This is a genomic window from Mesorhizobium jarvisii, from assembly GCF_003601985.1.
GTDB lineage: Bacteria > Pseudomonadota > Alphaproteobacteria > Rhizobiales > Rhizobiaceae > Mesorhizobium > Mesorhizobium jarvisii.
Map to the genome: position 1 here is coordinate 567843 of NZ_QZXA01000001.1, position 21021 is coordinate 588863.

A 21021-nucleotide genomic window follows, 5' to 3' on the forward strand; every position below is an offset into this window, starting at 1 on the left:
TTTTGAAGGGACAAAAATCGTCGCCTAAGGGGGCGAAAGTTCATGGAGATGCAGCAGGTCCGCTACTTTCTGGCCCTGTCCAGCACGTTAAGTTTCACGAGAGCGGCCGAGGAATGCAACGTCACGCAGCCTGCATTGACGCGTGCGATCAAGACGCTCGAAGAGGGGTTGGGGGCGAACGCCTCCGACGCCAGCGCCAGCATTCGCACCTGACCGAACTCGGCCGGCGCATGCTGCCCCTGATACAGCAATGTTATGATGCCGCGACTTCCGCCAAGTCGCTCGCCAAGGCTGTGCAAAGCAGCGACGTGGCGCCTCTGAACGTCGGCGAATGGAACGACATGGACAGCCTCGCGGCGGCGCGACCGCAAATGATCGGCCTCCTGGATACGATGCGTGACATGCTGGAGGATCTCGGCGGCGACCTCGGCGTGACCGATCCCGTTTCGGGGACGGTCGTTGCCGAGATCGGGACCTGAACGGCCGAGCTGCGGGTTTTGCGTGCACACTGCTCGACCGGGGCGGCGAGTCAAAAAAGGTTGGCGGTCAAGTCGGCCGGAATGACAAGCAGTGCCAAGCAGACCCGCCTTTTGTGCACGCGTTCTACGCTGTAGCCCTCTCCCTTTTTGAAAGATCTTTACATAGGGGGCGTGGCGCAGATCAGACTTTCAGCGGAAGTGAGATACGGGCACGAGAACACTTTTGATAGCGACAGTCGTCACCGAAACTACGCTAACGCCGCCGTTTCCATCCGTTACTCCCCACTCGATTGTTCCAACTCAGCTAGGTTATTGATCTAGCTGGGTTTTCTCTTTCTTGCCGCACCGAAAGTCGACGCATGGTCCGCCAAAAAGTTACGCTTTTTGATTTTAAAGGGCAAATCGCCATGAACGATATTCTGAGATTTCAGCATCAGTCGCAGTCAATCGCGCTTTTCGGTCGACTTCAGGTGCCGATATGTCCTCGCCGCCAGAAACTGAAAAGTACCGTTACGTGTCTTTCCTGGAGTATCCATCCACTGCCCCGCTTGCCGCCGCCGATCTCCGACTGACCTACCTTTGGCCGCTCGGCCGCTTTGCGCCAGTCCTGTCGCCACGACTGCAATGTCCACACAGTGAATTGCAGCACCAGTCAGAACCCTGAAGGCGATGCACCATCAATGCGATCAGTTAGATGATTGCTTTATCATTGCCTGATGAACATCCCCGTGTAGGTCTGGCCGGCAAGCGTATAGGTTCCGGCCAGGGTGTCATCCGACAGCATCACAAGACTGACGTCCGCGCCGTTCGGTAGGCGCCCAAGTTTCAATGTCCTGCCTATGATTTTTCCGACGCCGGCGGCCTCTCCTGGATTGTTGTCGCCCAGATTCCCCCATGCAAAGGTGACCGTCACTTCGCCATTTGGAGAAATCGTCTGCACCGCGACTTTGGCTTCATACGTCCCCTCCAATCGTCCAGCCCACATACCCGAAAATGCGGCGTACTTTGTCGGAATGCCCTTTGCAGGGGGAGTGATTGTCACGGATTGATCCATGATTGCCGAGCGAGGAGGAACCACGCCGGGATCCAAGACGGGTTGAGGAGGGACGGTAGCAGGCTCTGACGCAGGCTCGAGAGCGGTGTGGTGGGGCACTGGAGGAGGCGATTGGCACGCAGCCAGGGCAACTGCCACGAAACCCAGCATGGTGTTTCGCATAGAATTCTCCCCGTCATCAAGCGTCGTTGGGCAGTGGACGCGCCTAATTCCACGTCATTCTAGACCGCGGCCCGATGTCATGTTTATCGCGCTTTACATCCGCGCACGACTGCGTTTCAGATCAATCAGCCTGTGTAGTATGCCCGAAGCCGAGAGTCACCTAGTGGCAGCGCCGTGCGCTGCCTGGAAAGACTTTTCGTGCTTGGAGATGCAGCTCGACCCACGACGACCAAACGGGTGGTGGCGTCGGCCAACCGCCGGCTTGGCCAAGAGAGGAGCGGCCAGCCGCTGCTCGACGCTCATGTTGAGGCCGCCGCCGGTGGTGACGTTGATGACCGCTCGGTCGCCTGCTTGATGCGCGGCAGGAACTGCATGAACACCGCCGGGTCCGGCGTTGGACGGCCGTCCTTCGGATCGCGTGCGTGCAGATGCAGGATCGAGGCACCTGCCTCGGCCGCTTCGATCGACTGGCGGGCAATGTCGTCCGGCGTGAAAGGCAGCGCATCCGACATGGTCGGCGTGTGGATGCCGCCGGTGACGGCACAGGTGATGATGACTTTCTTCGACAGGTCGGCCCCGGGCTGGTCCTTTCCTTGCACGGGAAGCGACGATTGTTCTACTGGTCCTGAAAGGCCACGCGCCGGCGTGTGGGCACCAGCGAGAGGCCGGTATTCGACGCGGTGTTTCATCACCTTTGTTCCCGCTTTGGAGAGACACTTCGAGCGAGGAGGTCGCCAGCAGGCTTGGTGACAGCTTGTCTAACAAGGGCCAGAATTTCGAAGCCATTGCACGGATAGTTTTTGCTTGTGCATGCGCAGGCGGATTATAGCTTGCCCTTGTGTCGTTCGGCAGGGGTAGCTCGCGAGGTGACCGCCAGCATGTTTCCCAAGGACCAATCATGCATCTGAAAGCAGCGGCCCACATCGAGGCCATGTCTGCGTTCGCACTGGCGAATTTCGGCGGCTACGATCGGACGACCCTTGCACAGAACGAAAGCGCCTTTCCGCCCAGCCCCAGAGCGATTGCTGCCGGCAGAGACGCGATGACCCGCAGCCATCTCTATCCTGATCCGGACTGGACGGAATTACGCAAGGCGATTGCGCAGGCCTATGGTGCCGAGCCGGATTTGACCTTGTGCGGTGCCGGTTCGATGGATCTGATAAGCTGCACCATCGCAGCCTTTTCGGGACCGGGCAGCCAGGTTCTGGGCACCTCTTACGCTTATAATTTCGTGGCCTCCGCCGTTGCGCGCGTCGATGCGATCTATCTTAAGGCCCCTGAACGGGATTTCGCCGTTTCGGTTGACAACATTCTCACGACCCTCACGCCGGCAACGCGGATCGTCTTCGTCTGCAATCCCGGAAATCCGACCGGCACTGTAATCCCGAACGCCGAACTGCTGCGCTTGCGCGCCGGCTTGCCAAGGGATGTACTGCTGGTTGTCGACCAAGCCTATGGCGAGTTCGACGATCAGGATCCAAAACCTGTCTTTGCACTTGTCGCGCGTGGCGATACCGTCGTGTTGCGCACGCTTTCCAAGGCCTATGGCCTGGCTGGCGCGCGCGTCGGATGGGGATTGTTTCCGCCTGCGGTCGCGGCGCAAGTGCGCAAAATGCAGAATTCGAACCAGGTCACGACGTCAAGCCTCGCCATGGCCGTGGCGGCCATGGCGGATCAGGCCTATATGCGCGAAACGGTGGCCCGGACGGCCGGAATTCGCGATCAGTTTGCGCACGATCTGCGGTCCGCCGGCTACCATGTTCCCGAAAGCCGAACGAACTTCGTGCTGATTGGCTTCTCCAGCGCAGCCGTCGCGGAGGCAGCAGAGAAGGCATTGCGCGGCGCCGGGATCATCGTCCGCAGCTTGGGCGGTTACGGCCTCAGGGACTGTCTGCGCGCGACGGTCGGTCCGCAAGAGATGATGGACCGGGCCCTGCACATACTCATCGACATGCGCGGTGAATAGATCCAGCGACTGCATGTCTTGCGACTGCATCCTGAGGAGATTTGAGAATGCCGTATTTGCCCGTCCGTGATTTCATCGGCTATGGCGACAAGCCTCCGGCCGCTGAGTGGCCGGGCGGCGCCAAGCTGGCACTCAACATCGTCGTCAACTATGAGGAAGGCGCCGAATACAGCATCGGCGAAGGCGACGGTGTCTCCGAGGCGATCCTGTCGGACCTTGCCGTGTCTCCGGCGGTGCCGGGCCTGCGCAACCGCAACATGGAATCGCTATACGAATACGGCTCACGCGTCGGCGTCTGGCGATTGGCCTCGCTGTTTCGGGAAAAGAACATCATTCCGACCTTCTACGTTGTCGGACGAGCGCTGCAACTCAATCCGGCGGCCGGCAAGGCAATCGCGACCCTTGGCAGCGACATCGTCTGCCATGGCTGGCGCTGGATCGATTACGCGCCGCTGAGCGAAGCCGAGGAGCGCAATCACATCGCGCTGACGGTGGACACCGTCCAGCGCCTGACCGGCATTCGCCCGCTCGGCTGGTACACCGGCCGGCCCAGTCTCAACACGCGGCGGCTGGTGGTGGAGCACGGCGGTTTCCTGTTCGACTGCGACGACTACAATGACGACCTGCCCTATTTTGTCGACGTCGATGCCAAGCGGCATCTGGTCGTGCCGCACAGCTTCGACAACAATGACAGCCGGTTCTCGCGCGGCTCCGGCCTGGAGACAGGCAGCCAGTTCTTCGAATATGTCAGCGATGGGGTGGACTGGCTGCTGGCCGAAGCCGGGCGCACGCCACGCATGATGACCGTCTCGCTGCACTGCAGGCTGGCGGCCCGGCCCGGCCGGATGATCGGGCTCGCCCGCTTCCTCGACAAAGTCAGGGCCAATCCAGACATCTGGATCTGCCGCCGCTCCGACCTTGCCCAACATTGGCTGGATCGATTCGGTGGCTGACACGATGTCCGGCTGCATTGTTTTGACGCACTTCCGGACGGAAAACCGCTTCACAATTTTCCTGGAATTGCTCTGGCCGCCGGCAACACGCTACTTGTTCGGAACCTCGTAGACCTTGCCGTGCCAGGGCGCTGCATCGATCTGGTCGAGCGCCATCACGTAGAGCACCTTCTCATCCGGTCCGAAGGCGAAGTTCGGCATGGATGGTGACGGCACCGAAAGCATGCGAAGCAGCTTCGCGTCCTTGTCGACAACGATGATCTTGCCTGGCGCGTCGAGCGAGCGCGGGCTCTGACCGATATACATCTCGCCGGCCTTGTCCATCTTGATACCGTCAGGCCAGATATGTGGCTGGTTCGGGAACAGATCGTCGAGGCGCAGGAAGACACGGCGGTGCAACAGGCTGTGGTCGGGCTGGACGTCGAACTCGATGATCCTGTTGTCCTCGGTCTCGACCAGGTACAGGGTTTTCCCGTCGCTCGACATGACCAGACCATTGGCATTGTGCAGGTCGCCGGCGACCTTCCTCACGCTGCCGTCCTTGCCGATATAGTAGGCCGAGGCGTCGATCAGCGGTCCGCCCTTGCCGGACCCAGTGAAGTAGATGCCGCCATCCTTGTCGGGCGCAAAGTCATTCGGTCCGCTGAACGGATTGCCGTCCGTGTCCTTGTCGTAGGCCGGCAGCGTCTTGCCGTCGGCGGAGATGCGGCCGATCGAGTTGCTGTCGTAGCAGGTGACAAGAAACTCGCCGGTGCTCGTCGGCAGTACCGCCGAAGGGCCACAACCGTCCATCTTCCAGAATATTTCGTTCTTCTTGCCGTCCCACACGGTCACAGTGCCGCGGCCATATTCGACGTAGAAGAGCTTGTCCTGATACCAGATCGGACCTTCGGCGAACCATGCGTCTTCATTGATGACCTTGACGTCTCCCGCATGCGCGGAGGATGTGAGGGCCAGGGCAAACATGGTGCCCAGCAGATGCCGTTTGATCATGCGATTCCCCTTTGTTGGCAGGCGGTCGAAATCTTCCTCGTTCAGCTTCGCCGGCGTTTCCGGCCGGCTAACGGTTTCCGCTGTTGGTTCACCGGGCGAACGGATAGCCGAGGCTCTACGAGCGCAGCCGCTTGCCTTCGGGGTCGAATGGCGGATGCGGCAGCAGGATCGCCTCATGCGGCCTTCCCAGTATAGCGACCGAGACCTTGTCGCCGGCCCTGGCGGAGCCTGCCTTGACATAGCCGAGCGCCAGCGACTGCTCGACGAAATAACCGTAGGCGCCTGAGGAGACCTGGCCAATCGGCGTGCCGTCGGCGAGGAAGATCGGCTCGCCTCCGGTCGCGTCGGCATCTCGGGCGTCGATCGACAGCATGATCAGTTCGTCGCGTGCCGGCTTTCCGGCAATGGCGGCATAGGCATCGCGATTGAGGAACGCGCCCTTGTCCATTTTGACAAGGCGATCGAACTTGACCTCCTGCGGCCAATATTCGGGCGAGTATTCGCGGCTCCAGCTGCCATAACCTTTTTCGACGCGCAGCGACATCAGCGCGCGCGATCCGACCGGTCCGGCCCCGACTTCGTTGCCGGCCTTGAGCAGCGCGTCGTAAAGCTCGACCTGGTCGGCGGCCTTGCAATGCAGTTCCCAGCCAAGGTCGCCGGTGAAGGACACCCTGAGCGCCACCACATCGATGCCGGCGACGGTGATCCGGCGCGACTCCATGAAGGGGAATGCCTCGTTCGACAGATCCTCATTGGTCAAGCGCTGCAGCAGGTCACGCGAACTCGGTCCCGCCACGTTGAAGCCGCAAAGGTCCTCGGTGCGCGAGCGGAAGGTCGTGCCCTGCGGCAACGGGACGGCCTTGAAGAACCTTTGATGGAAGCGCTCGGCCATGCCGGAACCGATGACCATGAATTCGTCTTCCGCGAGCCTGGTCACGGTGAAGTCGCCGGCAATGCCGCCGCGCTTGCCGATCAGCGGTGTGAGGCAGGAACGGCCTAGCCTTGTCGGCATGCGGTTGGCGAACAGCGCATTGAGCCAGGACTCGGAGCCGGGACCCTTGACCTCGTATTTGGCGAAGTTGGAGATGTCGATGATGCCAGCGCGTTCGCGCAGCATGCGCGCCTCGCGACCCACCGGTCCCCACCAGTTCTGCCGGGTGAAGCCAATCGTCTCCTCGCGCGGCTCGCCCTCGGCGGCGAACCACAGCGGGTGCTCCCAGCCGAAATTGAGGCCGAAAACAGCGTTCATCGTTTTTTGCCTGTCGTAGGCAGGCCGGGTTCGCACGGGCCGTCCGGCGGTGCGTTCCTCGTTGGGGAAATGGATCTTGAAGCGATGGCTATACTGATCCTCGACGCGGGCCTTGGTGAAGGACTTCCCGGCCCACTGACCGAAGCGCGCCATGTCCCAGGCGAACATGTCGAGCGAAGGCTCACCCTCGATCATCCACTCGGCTGCCAGCTTGCCCATGCCGCCCGACTGCGAGAAGCCGGGAATGATGCCGTTGCAGCAGAAATAATTGTTGAGTTCGGGCACCGGTCCGAACAGGACAGCGCTGTCCGGCGACCAAATCATGGGTCCGTTGATCACCTTTTTGACGCCGGCAGTGCCGACCGCCGGGACGCGCGCGATCGCGCGCAGCATGTTCTCTTCGATACGGTCGAGATCGTCGGGAAACAGTTCGTGGCCGAAATCCAGTGGCGTTCCGTCCTCGGCCCAGAACTTCATCTTGCGCTCGTAGGCGCCGATGAGCAGTCCCAGCCCTTCCTGGCGCAGATAGTACTCGCCGTCGCGATCGGCGACCGAAGGCAAGCGGCGGCCCATGGCGGCGATTTCCGGGATGGTCTCGGTGACGAAATACTGGTGCTCTGTCGGGATCAGCGGCAGCTGCAGGCCAGCCATCGCGGCGACCTCCCTGCCCCACAGGCCGGCGGCATTGACCACCCATTGCGTGTGGATGTCGCCCTTCGGCGTGCGCACGATCCAGCTGCCGTCGGATTGCGCCTCAGTGGCGGTGACCGGCGTGAAGCGATGGATCTCGGCGCCGCGCTGGCGCGCGCCGGCGGCGTATGCAGCGGTGACGCCGGACGGATCGACATTGCCGCCTTCCGGCTCGTACATGATGCAGCGTATGCCGTCGAAATCCACCAGCGGGTGCAGGCGCTCCGCCTCGTCACGCGCGACTTCGTAGAAATTCATCTTGTAGCGCCGCGCCTTGGCTTCCTGCAGCCTTAGCTGGTGCTCGCGCGCTTCGGTCTGGGCGAGGTAGAGCGAGCCCGGCTGGAAGATGCCGCAGCCCTGGCCGGTCTCGGCTTCCAGTTCCTTGTAGAGCGCCATGGTGTAGTGCTGGAGGCGGCTGATGTTGGTGGAATCATGCAGGCCGTGAATGTTGGCCGCCGCGTGCCAGGTCGAGCCGGAGGTCAGTTCGCTGCGCTCCAGAAGGACGACATCCGTCCAGCCGAACTTGGCAAGGTGATAGAGGATCGAGCAGCCGATCAGACCACCGCCGATGACGACGGCTTGTGCATGAGTACGCATGTTTCTTCCCTTTGTTCGGCGACTTTATCTTGGCGTTTGATTTAGCTGATGGGTCAATCGCAGTCGCCCGGCGAGGTCAGGGGCGCAACATGCGCCCCTGAGATATTTGCTGTGACGGCCCGGCCTAGGCCTTGTCGAGCCAGACCTTATCCAGCTGCAGTTCGAATGTCTGATGCATGCCGAGATTTTTCACATAGGTCGCATGGTGCCGGTAGAGCGAACGCCAGAACGCCTGGATGAGGATGCCGGAATCCTGCAGAATTAACTCGACGTCCTTCATCAGTTCCTTGCGCTTGTCGACGTCCGCCACGGCGAGCGCCGCATTGAGCTTCTTGTCGAATTCCGGATTGGCGTAGCCCGACTCGTTCCAGGCCTCACCGCTGCGGTAGGCGATCGCCAGCACCTGGACGCCGAGCGGCCGCATGCCCCAGTCGGTGGTCGACCACGGGTATTTCGTCCAGTCGTTCCAGAAGGAGGCTCCCGGAATGACGGTGCGCTTGACCTTGAAACCGGCCTCGCGCATCTGCGCGGCGACGACGTCGGCAGGGTCTTTGACATAGTCCGAATCGTAGGAGATGAGCTCGAATTCATGATCCATCTGACCGGCCTCGGTCATCAGCGCCTTGGCCTTGGCAATGTCGCGCGGCACTTTGGGCAATTCATAATATTCCGGATGGATCGGGCAGACATGGTGGTTTTCCGCGACCTGTCCGAGGCCGCTGTAGCCGAGCTTCAGCACGGTTTCGTTGTCGACCGCGAGCTGGATGGCGTTGCGCACGCGTTTGTCGTCATAGGGCTTGTTGGTCACGTTGGTGCGCAGCACGATGGTGCCGGCGGTGACGACCGCCTCCTTGACCAGGCCCATGCTGTCGTAGAGATCGACGGTGCCGCCGACGGTCTGGTAGTTGCAGTCGATCTCGCCGGCCTCGAAGGCGCTAGCGATGGCGGGGTTGGAGGCGTCCGATCCGTAATCGGTCCAATCGACGCCGTCGAGATAAGGTTCGCCGCCGAACCAGGTGAAGTCCTTGCGCCGCCGCACCGAGGCCGACTCGCCGACCTTGTACGAGATCAGCTCATAGGGACCGGTGCCGGGCGTCTTGAGCATGTCCGCGCCGTTCTTGTCGAAGTCGCGATGGACGATGACAGCCGGATAGTCGGAAAAGCCTGGAATGATGGTGACGTCGGACTGATGGCATTTCAGTTTCACCGTGTGGTCGTCGACCTTGGTGATGGCGCCCGCGGCGGCTTTCTTGGTGGCGGGATCGATCAGGGAGCCCATGCGGCCGGCCATCGAATTGCCTTCGGCCGCCTTGTCGCACCAGCGCTCGATGTTGTGGACGATGTCGTCGGCGTTGAAGTCGTCGCCGTTCGACCACTTCACGCCCTTGCGCAGATGCAGCGTGTATTCCGTGGCGTCGTCGCTCACCTCCCAGCTCTCGACCAGATGGCCCTCGAAGGTGAAGTCGGTGGTGTAGCGGATCATGTAGTCGTTGCACTGGCGCATGACGTTGGCGATCTCTGACCAGTCCCAGGAGCGCGGATCCTTCATGTCCTTGATGATCATCTGCATCTTGAGGATGCCGCCCTTCTTGCCGGGCACGATCGCCGCGGCCTTGGCCGGGGCGATGCCGGCCATCGAATAGGCGAATGCCGTGGAGGCGCCCATCGCGCTTGCCATGGCCAGGAATTCGCGGCGATCCATCCTGCCGCTTTTGACTTCGGCTGCGTAGCTTTCGATGACCGCCGGGACGCGATCACCGTTGCTCTTGAACATTGTCATCGTTGTTCTCCGGTTCAGGGCTTTCCGCCCGTTACATTCCCCTTGCGACAGACATGTTAGGGGCGATGCAAAAATCCCGGAAGGGCTCAAGCCCCGAAGAACCGCCAAAACCCGGTTCTAAAGGCCTAAAAAAACGATGCCATTGGCGTGTCAATTTTTTGAGCGCGAGCTTGCCGGCCGCTCGCGGATGGCTTTCAGGCGCCGTCTTCGCGGGCTCGCGAGAGGATCCATTCGCGCACGATGCGCGCGATGTTGCCTTTCGAGAGCTGGCTCTCGGTGAGGTAGTAATTCCAGGGGCTCGGCGGCCGAACCGGAAAGGGTTCGACGAGCAGCCCGCGACGCAGATAGGCGTGGGCAAGCGACCGCTGGGTGGCCACCAGTCCGGCTCCCATGGCGGCGAGTTCGAGCGCGATGTTGGAGGCGTTCGTCGACAGGCCCTTGTCGTGGTCGTCCATGTCGAGGCCAAGCGCCGTGGTGACCACCTGCCAGTATTCCTGGCGGCCGTGCACGAAAATCCAGTCCACCTTGAGAATGTCGCGCGGCGTCTTCAGCGCGTCTTCGCCATCCAGCAGCGCCGGGGCGCACAGCAGCAACAACTCGTCGTTCCAAAGCGGTATGCCCGCGGGCGGGCGGTCGTCGAAACGCCGCGTTGAAATGGTGATGTCGGCGATCTGTTCGCTCATATCCTCCCAGATCGTACCGTGCAGCACGATCTCGATCTCGGGATGCTTCTTGCGAAACGCGGCCATGCAACCCGCCAGCCAGTTCTCCGCCAGGCTCATCGGGCAGGAGACGACCACGGTGCGGTTGCGCGAAGAGGTCACGATCGCCTCCGTCGCCTGATCGATCTGATCGAGGGCCTGGCGCAAGGTCGGCAGGAACGCCTCGCCCATTTCGGTGAGCTTGAGGCTGCGCGGATAGCGGATGAACAATTGCCGTCCGATGTAATGTTCGAGCGCGCGGACATGCGTGCTGACAGCGGCTTGCGTGTATCCGAGTTCGTTGGCGGCGGCGGTGAAGGAGAGATGCCGGGCCGAACTCTCAAAGGACCTGATATAGTTCAACGGGGGTGGCGGCTTCATCGCTAACTCCTGCAAGACGCAAGGGGATAGCTATCCCACAGACGGGCCGGCGTTCAATCGCGCCTGGTCGCAAGACGTGAATTTTTTTGGCCAATGCCGCCGAACTAATTGCGTGAAAGCACGATGAACCCAAATTAATGATGTCGTGACGCAGAGGGGAGTAATGCCAGTGGCTGTGCCGTCGCATCGGCGTGAAGGGCCTGACGCGTGTACCAGCGTTGCCGTTCGCCTGGCCGACTTCGTGTTGCGGCGGCCGGCAGATGTGTTCCCTGTCCTGGAACGGGCGCGATATCTTCTGCTCGACACGCTCGGAATCGCCATTGCGGCTGGTCCTATGGAAGCCGGGCGGATCGCCCGCGACACCGCCACCCTTCTCTACGGCTCGGCCGATCCGCTGCATTCGGCGCGCATGCTTTTCGACGGCCGCCGCGCCAGCATCGCCGGAGCCGCTTATGCGGCCGCAACGCAGATCGACAATCTCGACGGCCACGACGGCTACAGCCCGACCAAGGGGCATATCGGCGTCGCCGTCGTGCCGGCGCTGGCAGCGCTTGCCGAGGCGCTCCCCGACCTCAGCGGCCCGGAAGCGCTGGCCTCCCTGGTCGTCGGCTACGAAGTCGCCGGCCGGGCAGGTATCTCGCTGCATGCAACCGTGTCCGACTACCACACGTCGGGCGCCTGGAACGCGCTGGGCGTGGTTGCGATGGCGGCCAGGTTGCGGCGGCTCGGCGACGATCAGCTGCGCCAGGCGCTTGGCATCGCCGAATATCACGGCCCACGTAGCCAGATGATGCGCGAGATCGCGAACCCGACGATGCTGCATGACGGCTCGGGTATCGGCACTTTGATCGGCCTGTCCGCGGCCGTGCTCGCCGAACGCGGCTTTACCGGCGCCCCGGCGATCACGATCGAGGAGCCCGAAGTCGCGACGCATTGGCAGGATCTCGGCGCCTTTTGGCAGGTGCTGCACCAGTATGTGAAGCCGTACCCGATCTGCCGTTGGGCGCATGCCGCAATCGACGCGACGCGCGGGCTCTGCCATGCGCATCATCTCGGGCCCTCCGACATCAGCCACGTCGAGGTGAACAGCTTCCACTACGCCGCAACACTGTTCGACGGCATGCCGGACACGACCTCCAAGGCGCAGTACAGCCTGCGCTTCGCCGTCGCGACCTTTATTGTCCATGGCCGCATCGGACTGGAACATATTTCAGGCAGCGGGCTTGGGGATGCCGCCGTCGCCGACATGCTGGATCGTATCAGCGTATCGGAATCTGCGCGCCACAGCGCCCGCTTCCCGGCAGGCCGCTGGGCCGATGTGACGATCACGACCCGCGATGCGCGCGTGCTCGCTTCCGGCGACGTTCACGCGCGCGGTGGACCAGAGGCGCCTCTGACAGAGGCTGAAATCGAGGCCAAGTACATGGACTACGCGACGCCGGTGCTGGGACAGGGCCGCGCCAGCGCGATCCGGGACGCAGTCCTGTCTCTTGCGGATCATGAAAGCCGTTTTTCCGATCTTTCGGTATTGATCTACGATCCGCCATTGATCAGTACGCTTCTCCAGCGGCCAGCGTGGTAGGCTAGATGCCGCTCAGACTTTTGAAATACGGTCTCAGCAGGACCTATCCGGTCAGCGGCGACATCCCCGCGACGCCGGACCTCAAGCCATCCTACGATGTCGTCATCGTCGGCGGCGGCGGCCACGGATTGTCGTGCGCGCATCACCTGTCGAAATATCACGGCATAAGCAGCGTCGCCGTAATCGAGAAGGGTTACCTCGCGGGCGGCAACACCGCGCGCAACACGACCACCATCCGCTCGAACTACATCACGCCCGAGGGCATCGCCTTCTACAAGGAAGCCGTCGAACTTTTCGAGAATCTCTCGCAGGAACTCGACTTCAACGTCATGTTCTCGCAGCGCGGCCAGCTAACCCTTGCGCACACGGAAGCAACTCTTCGCAGCTTCCACGCACGCGCCGAGATGGGCAAGCATCTGGGCACACGGACCGAAGTGATCGACCAGAAGGCGGTTGAGGAACTCGTGCCGTCTCTCAACATGGACTATGGCGGCGCGCTCGAGATCCTTGGCGGACTCTGGCATGCCGACGGCGGCACCGCGCGGCACGACGCGGTGGCATGGGGCTATGCCGCCCAAGCGTCGCGACGCGGTGTCGAGATCCACCAGCGTACCGAAGTGGAAGGCTTCGAGGTTGTCGGCGATCAAGTCCGGGCCGTCAGGACCAACCGCGGCCGCATCGCCTGCGGTCAGGTGCTGATCGCGACCGGGGGGATGAATTACGACGTGGCGATGATGGCCGGCGTGGAGCTTCCGATCCGCTGCTATCCACTGCAGGCGATGGTGACGCAGCCGCTGAAGCCTTGGCTGCACACGCTGGTTTCCTCCGTATCCCTGCACACCTATCTGGTGCAGTCCTCGCGCGGCGAGGTCGTCATCGGGGGCGGCTCCGATCCCTACCAGCTCTATTCCACGCGATCGACGCTCGACATGAAGGAGCACCTCTCCGAAGGCGCCGTCCACCTCTTTCCGTTCCTGCAAGGTGTGCGGCTGCTCCGGCAATGGGCAGGGGTCACCGACATGACGCCTGACTACAGCCCGATCATGGGTGCCAGCCCACTCGAAAATCTATGGCTCGATTGCGGCTGGGGCACATGGGGCTTCAAGGCAACGCCGGTCGCCGGCAAGCGGATGGCGCAGGCCATCGCCACGGGCCGTGTGCCAGACATCCTGAAGCCATTCGCGCTTGAGCGCTTCGAGACATTCCGGCTGCTCAACGAAATGGGCGCTACGGCGGCCAGTCACTGACCATGAAACGCCACTGACCATGAAGATCCTGACCTGCCCGATGAACGGCCCGCGCAACATAGACGAGTTCCAATCTTTCGGACCCGTCCGCGCGGAGCCGGATCCGGATATGACCGCCGATGCCGACTGGTCGCGACACCTGTTCCGCGCCGAGAACCGCAGGGGTATGGTGGTTGAGTGGTGGCGGCATGTGCCGAGCAATTATTTTTTCCTGGCCGAGCGCGACCTCGTCACCAACGAGATCATCCGCACTTTCGACGCTTCCGAACGTCGGGCCCAATCATGAATCGGCTAGCTGAGCCCTGGGGGAGCAGAATCGACCGCAGCCGTCCGATCCCCTTTACTTTCGAGGGCAAGCATTTTGAAGGCTATGCCGGCGATAGCATCGCCAGCGCGCTCGCGGCCTCCGGACAATGGGTGCTGTCGCGTTCCTTCAAATACCACCGGCCGCGCGGCATCCTCTCAATGACCGGCGCGGACGCCAATACGCTGGTGCAACTGCCGTCCGAGCCGAACGTCGCCGCCGACCGCACGCCGATCAGCACGGGGCTGCGGGTCAGCGCCCAAAACGTCAACGGCTCGCTCGAACGCGACCGCGACGCGATCATTGACAGGTTGGGGCGCTTTCTGCCTGTTGGTTTCTACTACCGCACCTTCATGGGACCACGCCGTGACAGCTGGCTCAAATTCTGGGAGCCGATGATCCGCCGCAAGGCCGGGCTGGGCGTGGTCGACACCACGGCCCCGCACCGGCATTTCGACAAGACGCATCTGCATTGCGACATCCTCGTGGTCGGCGCGGGTCCGGCCGGACTGAACGCCGCGATCATCGCCGCCGAGGGTGGCGCGGATGTCGTGCTCTGCGACGAGAACCCGGAGATCGGCGGATCGCTGACCTATGGTCGGTATGATCCGGCCATGCTTGTTGACCTGTCCTCCAGACTTCGGGCGCTGCCAAATCTGCGTCTACTGATCGGGACGGTCTGCAACGGATGGTATGAGGACAACTGGCTGCCGCTGATTCAAGGTGACCGGCTCCATCGCACACGGGCGCGCGCGGTTATCCTGGCCACAGGCTCCATCGAGCAGCCCGCCATCTTTCGTAACAACGACCTGCCGGGAATTATGCTGGGCAGTGCCGCGCAGCGGCTGATCCGGCACTATGGCGTGCGCCCGGGACAAAAGGCTGTGGTGCTGGCCACCAGCGACGAAGGCTACTGCGTCGCGCTCGATCTGGTCGAGGCCGGCGTCTCGGTCATGCTAGTCGCTGATCCGAGATCCAGCAGCGAGACAGGTCCCTTCGAAGCCGAGTTGCACGGCAAGGGCGTGACGATCCAGAAGGCCGCGACGATCGACGCCGCCGAGGGGACGGCGGGAAATCGCCATCTTTCCCGGGTTCGTGTCGGTGGAAGCTGGATCGAATGCGATCTGCTCGCCGTCTCGGCCGGCCAGGTGCCTGCCTGGCAACTGCCTTGCCAGGCCGGAGCAAGGGTCGGCTATGACGCCGATAGCGGATCGATGACACTCACTCTCCCAAAAGCGCCGATCCACCTTGCCGGTGCCGTTTCCAGAGGCAGCGATCTGCAGGGCGCGATTGCCAGCGGTCGTCAGGCGGCGGCCGCCGCGCTTTCGCGGCTCGGCCAAGCGGTCGTAGAAGACAGAATCCCCAACAAGCCGACCATCACCAGCCGGCTCCATGTGGAGCCGATCGTCGCCAATCCAAAGGGGCGCGATTTCGTCGATTTCGACGAGGACTTGCAGGTCAAGGATCTGCTGAACGCGGTCAAGGAGGGCTATCGCGAGATCGAGCTCGTCAAGCGCTTCACCACCGTCGGCATGGGTCCGAGCCAGGGGCGCCATTCCGCGCTGGCAACTGCGAGGATCGTTGCCGAAGCGACCAACCGCACGGTCGCCGAAGTCGGCATCACCACTGCCCGCCCGCCGGTCGGACCGGAGACGCTGGGTGTGCTCGCCGGCCACCACGAGCCGCTCGAACGGCGCACTGCGCTGCATGCAAGACACCTCGCGCTCAACGCCGTGATGAAGCCGGTCGGCGCCTGGTGGCGGCCGTATTTCTATGGTGAGGCAAGCGAGGCGGAAAAGGCGATCCGCGGTGAGATCACGGCGGTGCGCGAAGGCGTGGGCCTGCTCGACGTCTCGACGCTCGGGAAGCTCGAACTGCGTGGGCCGGATGCCGGCGCCTTCCTCGACCGCCTCTACACCATGGCGCATGCCAACCAGCCAGTCGGGCGCGTCCGCTATTGCCTGATGCTCAACGAGATGGGCTCGGTGGTCGATGACGGCGTCGCCTACCGCATGGCGGAGGACCGGTTCTATGTGACGGCCACCACGGGTGCGGTCGCGCGTGTTTACGCCGACATGCTGTTCTGGAATGCGCAATGGCGTTTGCGGGTCGATGTCCTTAACCTCACCGGCGTGTTCTCCGGCTTGAATGTCACCGGACCCAAGGCCAGGTCCGTGCTTGAGGCGCTGGACAGCGACATCGATTTTGGACGCGAAGCATTCCCCTATCTGAGCGGCCGCGAAGGCGTTGTCGCCGGTGTGCCGGTGCGTGTCATGCGGATCGGCTTCACCGGCGAGCTGAGCTACGAACTGCACTGTCCGTCAAGCCTCGCACCCGCCCTTTGGGACGCGGTGATGACTGCCGGCAAACCGTACGGTTTGAAGCCTTACGGTCTCGAAGCCTCGCGCATCCTTCGCCTGGAGAAGGGGCACATCCTGATCGGCCAGGACACCGATGCCATCACCACGCCGGACGAGCTCGGCTTTGGCTGGGCAGTCTCGAAGAAGAAACCGTTCTTCGTCGGCAAGCGGTCGATCGAAATGCGCGCAAGGCTGGGCCAGGCGCGCAAGCTCGTCAGCCTGCGATTTCCGGCCGATGCCAGGGATACTCCCGGCGAAAGCTGCCTCGTGCTTCGCGGCAATGCTCCCGTCGGACAGATCACCTCGGTCGGCTTCTCCCCGACGCTCGGCTGTACCATAGCGCTCGCCTACGTCCATGTTACCGACGCCACGGAAGGGAGCCGAGTGACCGTAAAGTGCCGGAACGGGCAATTGGTCGAAGCACCGGTGGTCGGTCATGCTTTCTTCGATCCCGCGAATGCACGGCAGGAGATGTAAATGCCAGCATCCCCTGTGTTTCCGTTCATGCCGGGTGGCGCCGCGGACGGCGCGAGTCTGCCTTCGGGAGCGGTGATGCTGACCGATCTTACGGGCAGTCTCCGCTTCGGCCTTAAGGGCGGCGGCAGCGCCGGCTGGCTCGCGTCGCGAGGCGTGCCCTTGCCTGCTGTCAATCGCATCGAGAGCTGGCGCGGTGCACGTGTGCTGCGCCTTGGCAACGACGATATCCTGTTGCTGGCCGAAGACGCCGACAACGCGCTCGCCGAGCTTGCAGGCAACTGGCATGGCGCAATCGAGCCAAAGGGCTATTCGTCATGGCGCGAGGAAGGCTGGGCATGGCTACGCCTCTCGGGTCCGCGGGCGCCGAGCGCCATGGAGCGGCTATGCGCGCTTGATCTCAGAGCGGACAGATTCGGCACCGAGGACATTGCGCAGACGCGCGTTGGCCACATCGAGGCCGTCACGTTCCGTTCCCAGGCGGGCTTCGACGTATTGTTCGACATCACCGCGTCGGCGTACTTCGCCAGGATGGTAACGGCGGCAGCCAGGCACTGCACAGATTTGCCGATCGATACGGAAGGACGCACATGACCCGCCCGCAAGGAACCATCGCACCGATCCTGACGCCGTTCGAAGACGGTGGCCGCATCGCGCGCGACCTCTGGATAGGCCACGCCAAATGGGTGCTGGGCCAGGGGGCACATTTCCTGTCTCCCTTCGGCACCACCGGTGAGGCGCTGTCGCTCTCGCTCGATGAACGCACCCAGGCGCTGGAGTGGCTGATCGAAGCCGGCATTTCACCAAGCCGGCTGATGCCCGGCACCGGCGTTACAGCGCTGCCCGAAACCGTCGAACTGTCGGCGCACGCGGTCGGGCTCGGCTGCGCCGGGGTGATGGTGCTGCCTTCGTTCTTTTACACCGCCGTCGGCGACGATGGCCAGAAACGCTACTACAGCGAACTGATCGAGCGGATCGCGAATCCTGCGATGAAGATGATCCTCTACCATATCCCGCAGAACTCCGGCGTGGCGGTGAGCCCTGGCTTGACGGCGCTTTTGAGCGAAACCTTTCCTGACACCGTTGTCGCCTACAAGGACAGCGCCGGCGACTGGAACAACACGGCGGCGGTGATTGCAGCGGCGCCCAAGGTTGCGGTGTTCCCCAGCTCTGAAGCGCAATTGACCAAGGGCCTGGCCCACGGCGCGGCAGGCTGCATCTCGGCCACCGTCAACCTCAACGCCGCGGCCATCCGCTCCCTCTATGATCGTACGCTGGCAGGCGAGGACGTCGCCGAGGCGGATGCCGCGATCAAGGCGTTCCGCAAGATCATCCAGGATGCCGGGCTGATCCCGGCGATGAAGGCCGTCCTGGCGGTGCGCTCGGGCGACAGGCGATGGCTGAACCTGCGCGCTCCACATGAGAACGCGACGCTCGAGAGCGGCGAGAAACTGCTCGCAGCGCTCGGTCCTTCGGCCGATCACATTGGCCGGAGCTGAGACCGGCATCATGTCCCCTCGCCCAACCGTCATTTTGCACACCGACAAGCCGGCCGGCGCGTTGGCCGTGCTCGTGGAGACGCACCCGGACCTGCCGGTGCATCCCTGCGAGAGCTACGCGGCGCTTCCCGAGTTGATCGAGCGCGTGGCGGCGGAAGTGGTCTATTCCATCCGCTTCGATGGGACGCCACGCTATCCACGCCAGGCCCTCGTCGAAAGCCCGACCGTAAAATGGGTGTCCATCGGCGGCTCCGGCACGGATCATCTGGGTCGCTGGGATCCGACGCGCGTTACGGTGACCAATTCCGCGGGCGTCGCCGCCGGCATGCTTGCGGAATATGTGTTGGGCGCCATGCTCTCCTTTTCGCTCGACTTGCGCGGCTTCGAACGCCGCCAGCAGGCTCGCCAGTGGGGAGGCGGCCGTGTCGAGCCGATCGAGGGCAAGACCGTACTCATCATTGGCCTCGGCAAGACCGGTGAGGCCGTCGCCAAGCGGGCACAGGCAATGGGCATGCACACGCTCGGCATTCGGGCACGCCCCAAGCCGATGCCTTGCGTCGAAGAGGTGCATGGTCCGGACGCGCTCCTGCCGCTGATTGGCCGCGCCGATTTCATCGTCTGCTGCGTGCCGTTGCTGTCCAGCACGCGCGGCCTGGTCGGTGAGGCGGCCTTCGCCGCGATGAAGCCGTCAGCCGTGCTCATCGACATTTCGCGCGGCGGCGTCGTCGAGGAGGCAGCACTCTCGGCCGCGCTCGACGCCAAACGGATCAAGGGCGCGGCGCTGGATGTCTTTGCGACCGAGCCACTGCCCCCAGAGCATCCGCTTTGGGGTTACGACAACGTCGCCATCACGCCGCATCGCGCGGCGGTCTATGACGGCTGGGACATCAAGTCGGTTCGCATGTTCGCCGACAATCTGAAGCGCTATCGCAACGGCGAGCCGCTGGAGAACGTGGTCAGTCCGGAACGCGGCTATTGACGGCCGGGAAGGAATAAATCCGATGTCACAGGACAGGCGCGGCGGCGGCCGCAGATCGAAGCTGGGACGCAGCGGCGGCGGTATCGCGCAACTGCCCTGGCAGCATGTGGAGAACCCCTACCCGCCGATGCAGTTGCTCGACGAAGAGCGGATGGAGCGGCTTCACGACACCTCGATGCGTATACTGTCTGAACTCGGCATCCGCGTCATGAGCGAGCGGGTGATGGACCTGTTCGCTTCCGCCGGCGCCATCGTCGACCGCGAGGAAAAGACCATCCGCATCGACGAGAGCCTGGTGAACGAGGCGCTGCGGGCGGTGCCGTCCTCCTTCACGCTGACCAGCCGCAATCCTGAGAAGCAGGTGCATCTCGGCGGCAATTCGCTGGTCTTCGGCCTGGTGGCGGGTCCGCCGAATGTGCACGACCGCATCCACGGCCGCCGTCAGGGCAATCTTGCCGACTACCAGAACTTCATCAAGCTGGCGCACCACTTCAATGCCATCCACATCATCGGCAACCAGGTGGTGGCGCCGATGGAGCTGCCGGCCAATTCCCGCCATCTCGACACCTACCATGCCAATCTGACGCTGAGCGATCTCTCCTTCCACTGCACGGCGATCGGTCGCGCGAGGGCGATGGACGGGATCAACATGATGGCGATCGCGCGCGGCATCTCCGTCGAGGAGATGCGCGCCTCGCCCGGCGTGACCACGATCATCTCGATCAACTCACCGCGCCTGTTCGACGATGCGATGGCGGAAGGGTTGATCGCAATGGCCGAACATGGCCAGCCGGTGACCGTCACGCCTTTCACCTTGATGGGGGCAATGACGCCGGTGACGCTTGCCGCAGCGCTTTGCCAGCAGAATGCCGAGGCGCTGTTCGGCGTGGTGCTGACCCAGCTCGTCAATCCCGGCACGCCGGTGATGTACGGCGCCTTCACCTCCAATGTCGACATGAAGTCGGGAGCGCCGGCCTTCGGCACACCGGAGAATGCCAAGGCCAACATCATCGCCGGCCAATTGGCGCGGCGTTATCATCTGCCCTACCGCACCTCCAATGCCAACGCCTCCAACGTGGTCGACCTGCAGGCCGCCTATGAGACGGAAATGGCGACCTGGGGCGCGGTGCTCGGCGGCGCCAATCTGATTTATCACGCCGCCGGCTGGCTGGAGGGCGGGCTCACCGCCTCCTATGAAAAGCTCGTGCTCGACGTCGAGATCCTGCAGAACATGATGGAGTTCCTGCGGCCGCTGCCGTTCCAGGAGGACGATCTCGGTTTCGAGGCCATCAAATCGGTGCCGGCCGGCGGCCATTTCTTCGGCGCCGAGCACACAATGTCGCGCTACACCACCGCCTTCTACCAGCCCATGCTCTCCAACTGGCAGAACCATGGCGCCTGGGAGGAAGCCGGCGGCAAGGATGCGCTGGAGCGGGCTACGGAGCTCTGGCAGCAGGCGCTGCACGACTACGAAGAACCGGCGATGGACCCCGCGATCCGCGAGGAGCTCGACGCCTATGTCGCGCGCCGCCGCGAGGAGATCGCCGCCAATCCTGAAGGTTAGGACCTCT

17 protein-coding genes and 1 pseudogene are annotated in these 21021 nt (G+C 63.0%); 12 read left to right on the forward strand and 6 right to left on the reverse strand.

The window, feature by feature from the left end; genetic code table 11:
• The first annotated feature begins 42 nt into the window (after positions 1 to 42).
• Positions 43 to 213 carry a LysR family transcriptional regulator gene (locus tag D3242_RS34340; RefSeq protein ID WP_317452341.1) on the forward strand — a complete coding sequence of 57 codons (171 nt, stop codon included), beginning with the start codon at positions 43 to 45 and terminating at the stop codon, positions 211 to 213.
• 17 nt (positions 214 to 230) lie between these two features.
• Positions 231 to 479, forward strand: coding sequence for a hypothetical protein (locus tag D3242_RS34345; protein WP_317452342.1), 249 nt, complete (start codon positions 231 to 233; stop codon positions 477 to 479).
• Positions 480 to 1185: 706 nt separating this feature from the next.
• Here the strand turns inward: D3242_RS34345 and D3242_RS02785 are convergent.
• Positions 1186 to 1521, reverse strand: a complete 336-nt coding sequence (locus tag D3242_RS02785; RefSeq protein WP_223217776.1) for a hypothetical protein — start codon at positions 1519 to 1521, stop codon at positions 1186 to 1188.
• Between the two features lie 432 nt (positions 1522 to 1953).
• Positions 1954 to 2207, reverse strand: a pseudogene (locus D3242_RS02790) (3-keto-5-aminohexanoate cleavage protein); the annotation flags it as partial.
• A gap of 386 nt (positions 2208 to 2593) precedes the next feature.
• Here D3242_RS02790 and D3242_RS02795 point away from each other — a divergent pair.
• Together D3242_RS02795 and D3242_RS02800 are read left to right on the forward strand one after the other, a co-directional pair.
• The gene (locus D3242_RS02795; RefSeq protein ID WP_064983412.1) at positions 2594 to 3661 is read left to right on the forward strand and encodes a pyridoxal phosphate-dependent aminotransferase; all 1068 of its coding nucleotides are present in this window, start codon (positions 2594 to 2596) and stop codon (positions 3659 to 3661) included.
• A gap of 47 nt (positions 3662 to 3708) precedes the next feature.
• Positions 3709 to 4614 carry an allantoinase PuuE gene (locus D3242_RS02800; RefSeq protein WP_019856653.1) on the forward strand — a complete coding sequence of 302 codons (906 nt, stop codon included), beginning with the start codon at positions 3709 to 3711 and terminating at the stop codon, positions 4612 to 4614.
• 90 nt (positions 4615 to 4704) lie between these two features.
• Here the strand turns inward: D3242_RS02800 and D3242_RS02805 are convergent, their stop codons facing one another.
• The 4 genes from D3242_RS02805 to D3242_RS02820 form a co-directional block, all read right to left on the reverse strand.
• Positions 4705 to 5607, reverse strand: coding sequence for an SMP-30/gluconolactonase/LRE family protein (locus D3242_RS02805; RefSeq protein WP_064983414.1), 903 nt, complete (start codon positions 5605 to 5607; stop codon positions 4705 to 4707).
• Between the two features lie 115 nt (positions 5608 to 5722).
• Positions 5723 to 8143, reverse strand: coding sequence for a GcvT family protein (locus tag D3242_RS02810; RefSeq protein ID WP_064983416.1), 2421 nt, complete (start codon positions 8141 to 8143; stop codon positions 5723 to 5725).
• Positions 8144 to 8267: 124 nt separating this feature from the next.
• On the reverse strand, positions 8268 to 9923 hold the full coding sequence (locus D3242_RS02815) for an ABC transporter substrate-binding protein (RefSeq protein ID WP_019856650.1): 1656 nt from the start codon (positions 9921 to 9923) through the stop codon (positions 8268 to 8270).
• A gap of 194 nt (positions 9924 to 10117) precedes the next feature.
• A complete protein-coding gene (locus tag D3242_RS02820; RefSeq protein ID WP_019856649.1) occupies positions 10118 to 11005 on the reverse strand; it encodes a LysR substrate-binding domain-containing protein in 888 nt (295 codons plus the stop codon).
• Between the two features lie 169 nt (positions 11006 to 11174).
• On the opposite strand from D3242_RS02820, the gene D3242_RS02825 reads away from it, so the two are divergent.
• The 8 genes from D3242_RS02825 to D3242_RS02860 all read left to right on the forward strand — a co-directional run bounded on the left by D3242_RS02825 (position 11175) and on the right by D3242_RS02860 (position 21014).
• Positions 11175 to 12587, forward strand: coding sequence for an MmgE/PrpD family protein (locus D3242_RS02825; RefSeq protein ID WP_223217777.1), 1413 nt, complete (start codon positions 11175 to 11177; stop codon positions 12585 to 12587).
• A gap of 5 nt (positions 12588 to 12592) precedes the next feature.
• Complete coding sequence (locus tag D3242_RS02830; protein WP_019856647.1) at positions 12593 to 13834, forward strand: FAD-dependent oxidoreductase; 1242 nt, start codon at positions 12593 to 12595, stop codon at positions 13832 to 13834.
• A 19-nt stretch (positions 13835 to 13853) separates the two neighbouring features.
• A complete protein-coding gene (locus D3242_RS02835; protein ID WP_019856646.1) occupies positions 13854 to 14120 on the forward strand; it encodes a sarcosine oxidase subunit delta in 267 nt (88 codons plus the stop codon).
• Positions 14117 to 16975, forward strand: a complete 2859-nt coding sequence (locus D3242_RS02840) for a 2Fe-2S iron-sulfur cluster-binding protein (RefSeq protein ID WP_064983418.1) — start codon at positions 14117 to 14119, stop codon at positions 16973 to 16975. Before D3242_RS02835 ends, D3242_RS02840 begins: the two co-directional genes overlap by 4 nt.
• Positions 16976 to 17050: 75 nt before the next feature.
• On the forward strand, positions 17051 to 17566 hold the full coding sequence (locus D3242_RS02845) for an aminomethyltransferase family protein (protein ID WP_167470407.1): 516 nt from the start codon (positions 17051 to 17053) through the stop codon (positions 17564 to 17566).
• Positions 17563 to 18471: a dihydrodipicolinate synthase family protein gene (locus D3242_RS02850; RefSeq protein WP_064983421.1), complete on the forward strand. Its 909-nt coding sequence runs from the start codon at positions 17563 to 17565 to the stop codon at positions 18469 to 18471. Before D3242_RS02845 ends, D3242_RS02850 begins: the two co-directional genes overlap by 4 nt.
• Before the next feature lie 10 nt (positions 18472 to 18481).
• Complete coding sequence (locus D3242_RS02855; RefSeq protein WP_064983603.1) at positions 18482 to 19450, forward strand: D-2-hydroxyacid dehydrogenase; 969 nt, start codon at positions 18482 to 18484, stop codon at positions 19448 to 19450.
• 22 nt (positions 19451 to 19472) lie between these two features.
• The gene (locus tag D3242_RS02860; protein WP_019856641.1) at positions 19473 to 21014 is read left to right on the forward strand and encodes a trimethylamine methyltransferase family protein; all 1542 of its coding nucleotides are present in this window, start codon (positions 19473 to 19475) and stop codon (positions 21012 to 21014) included.
• The last annotated feature ends 7 nt before the right edge of the window (positions 21015 to 21021 follow it).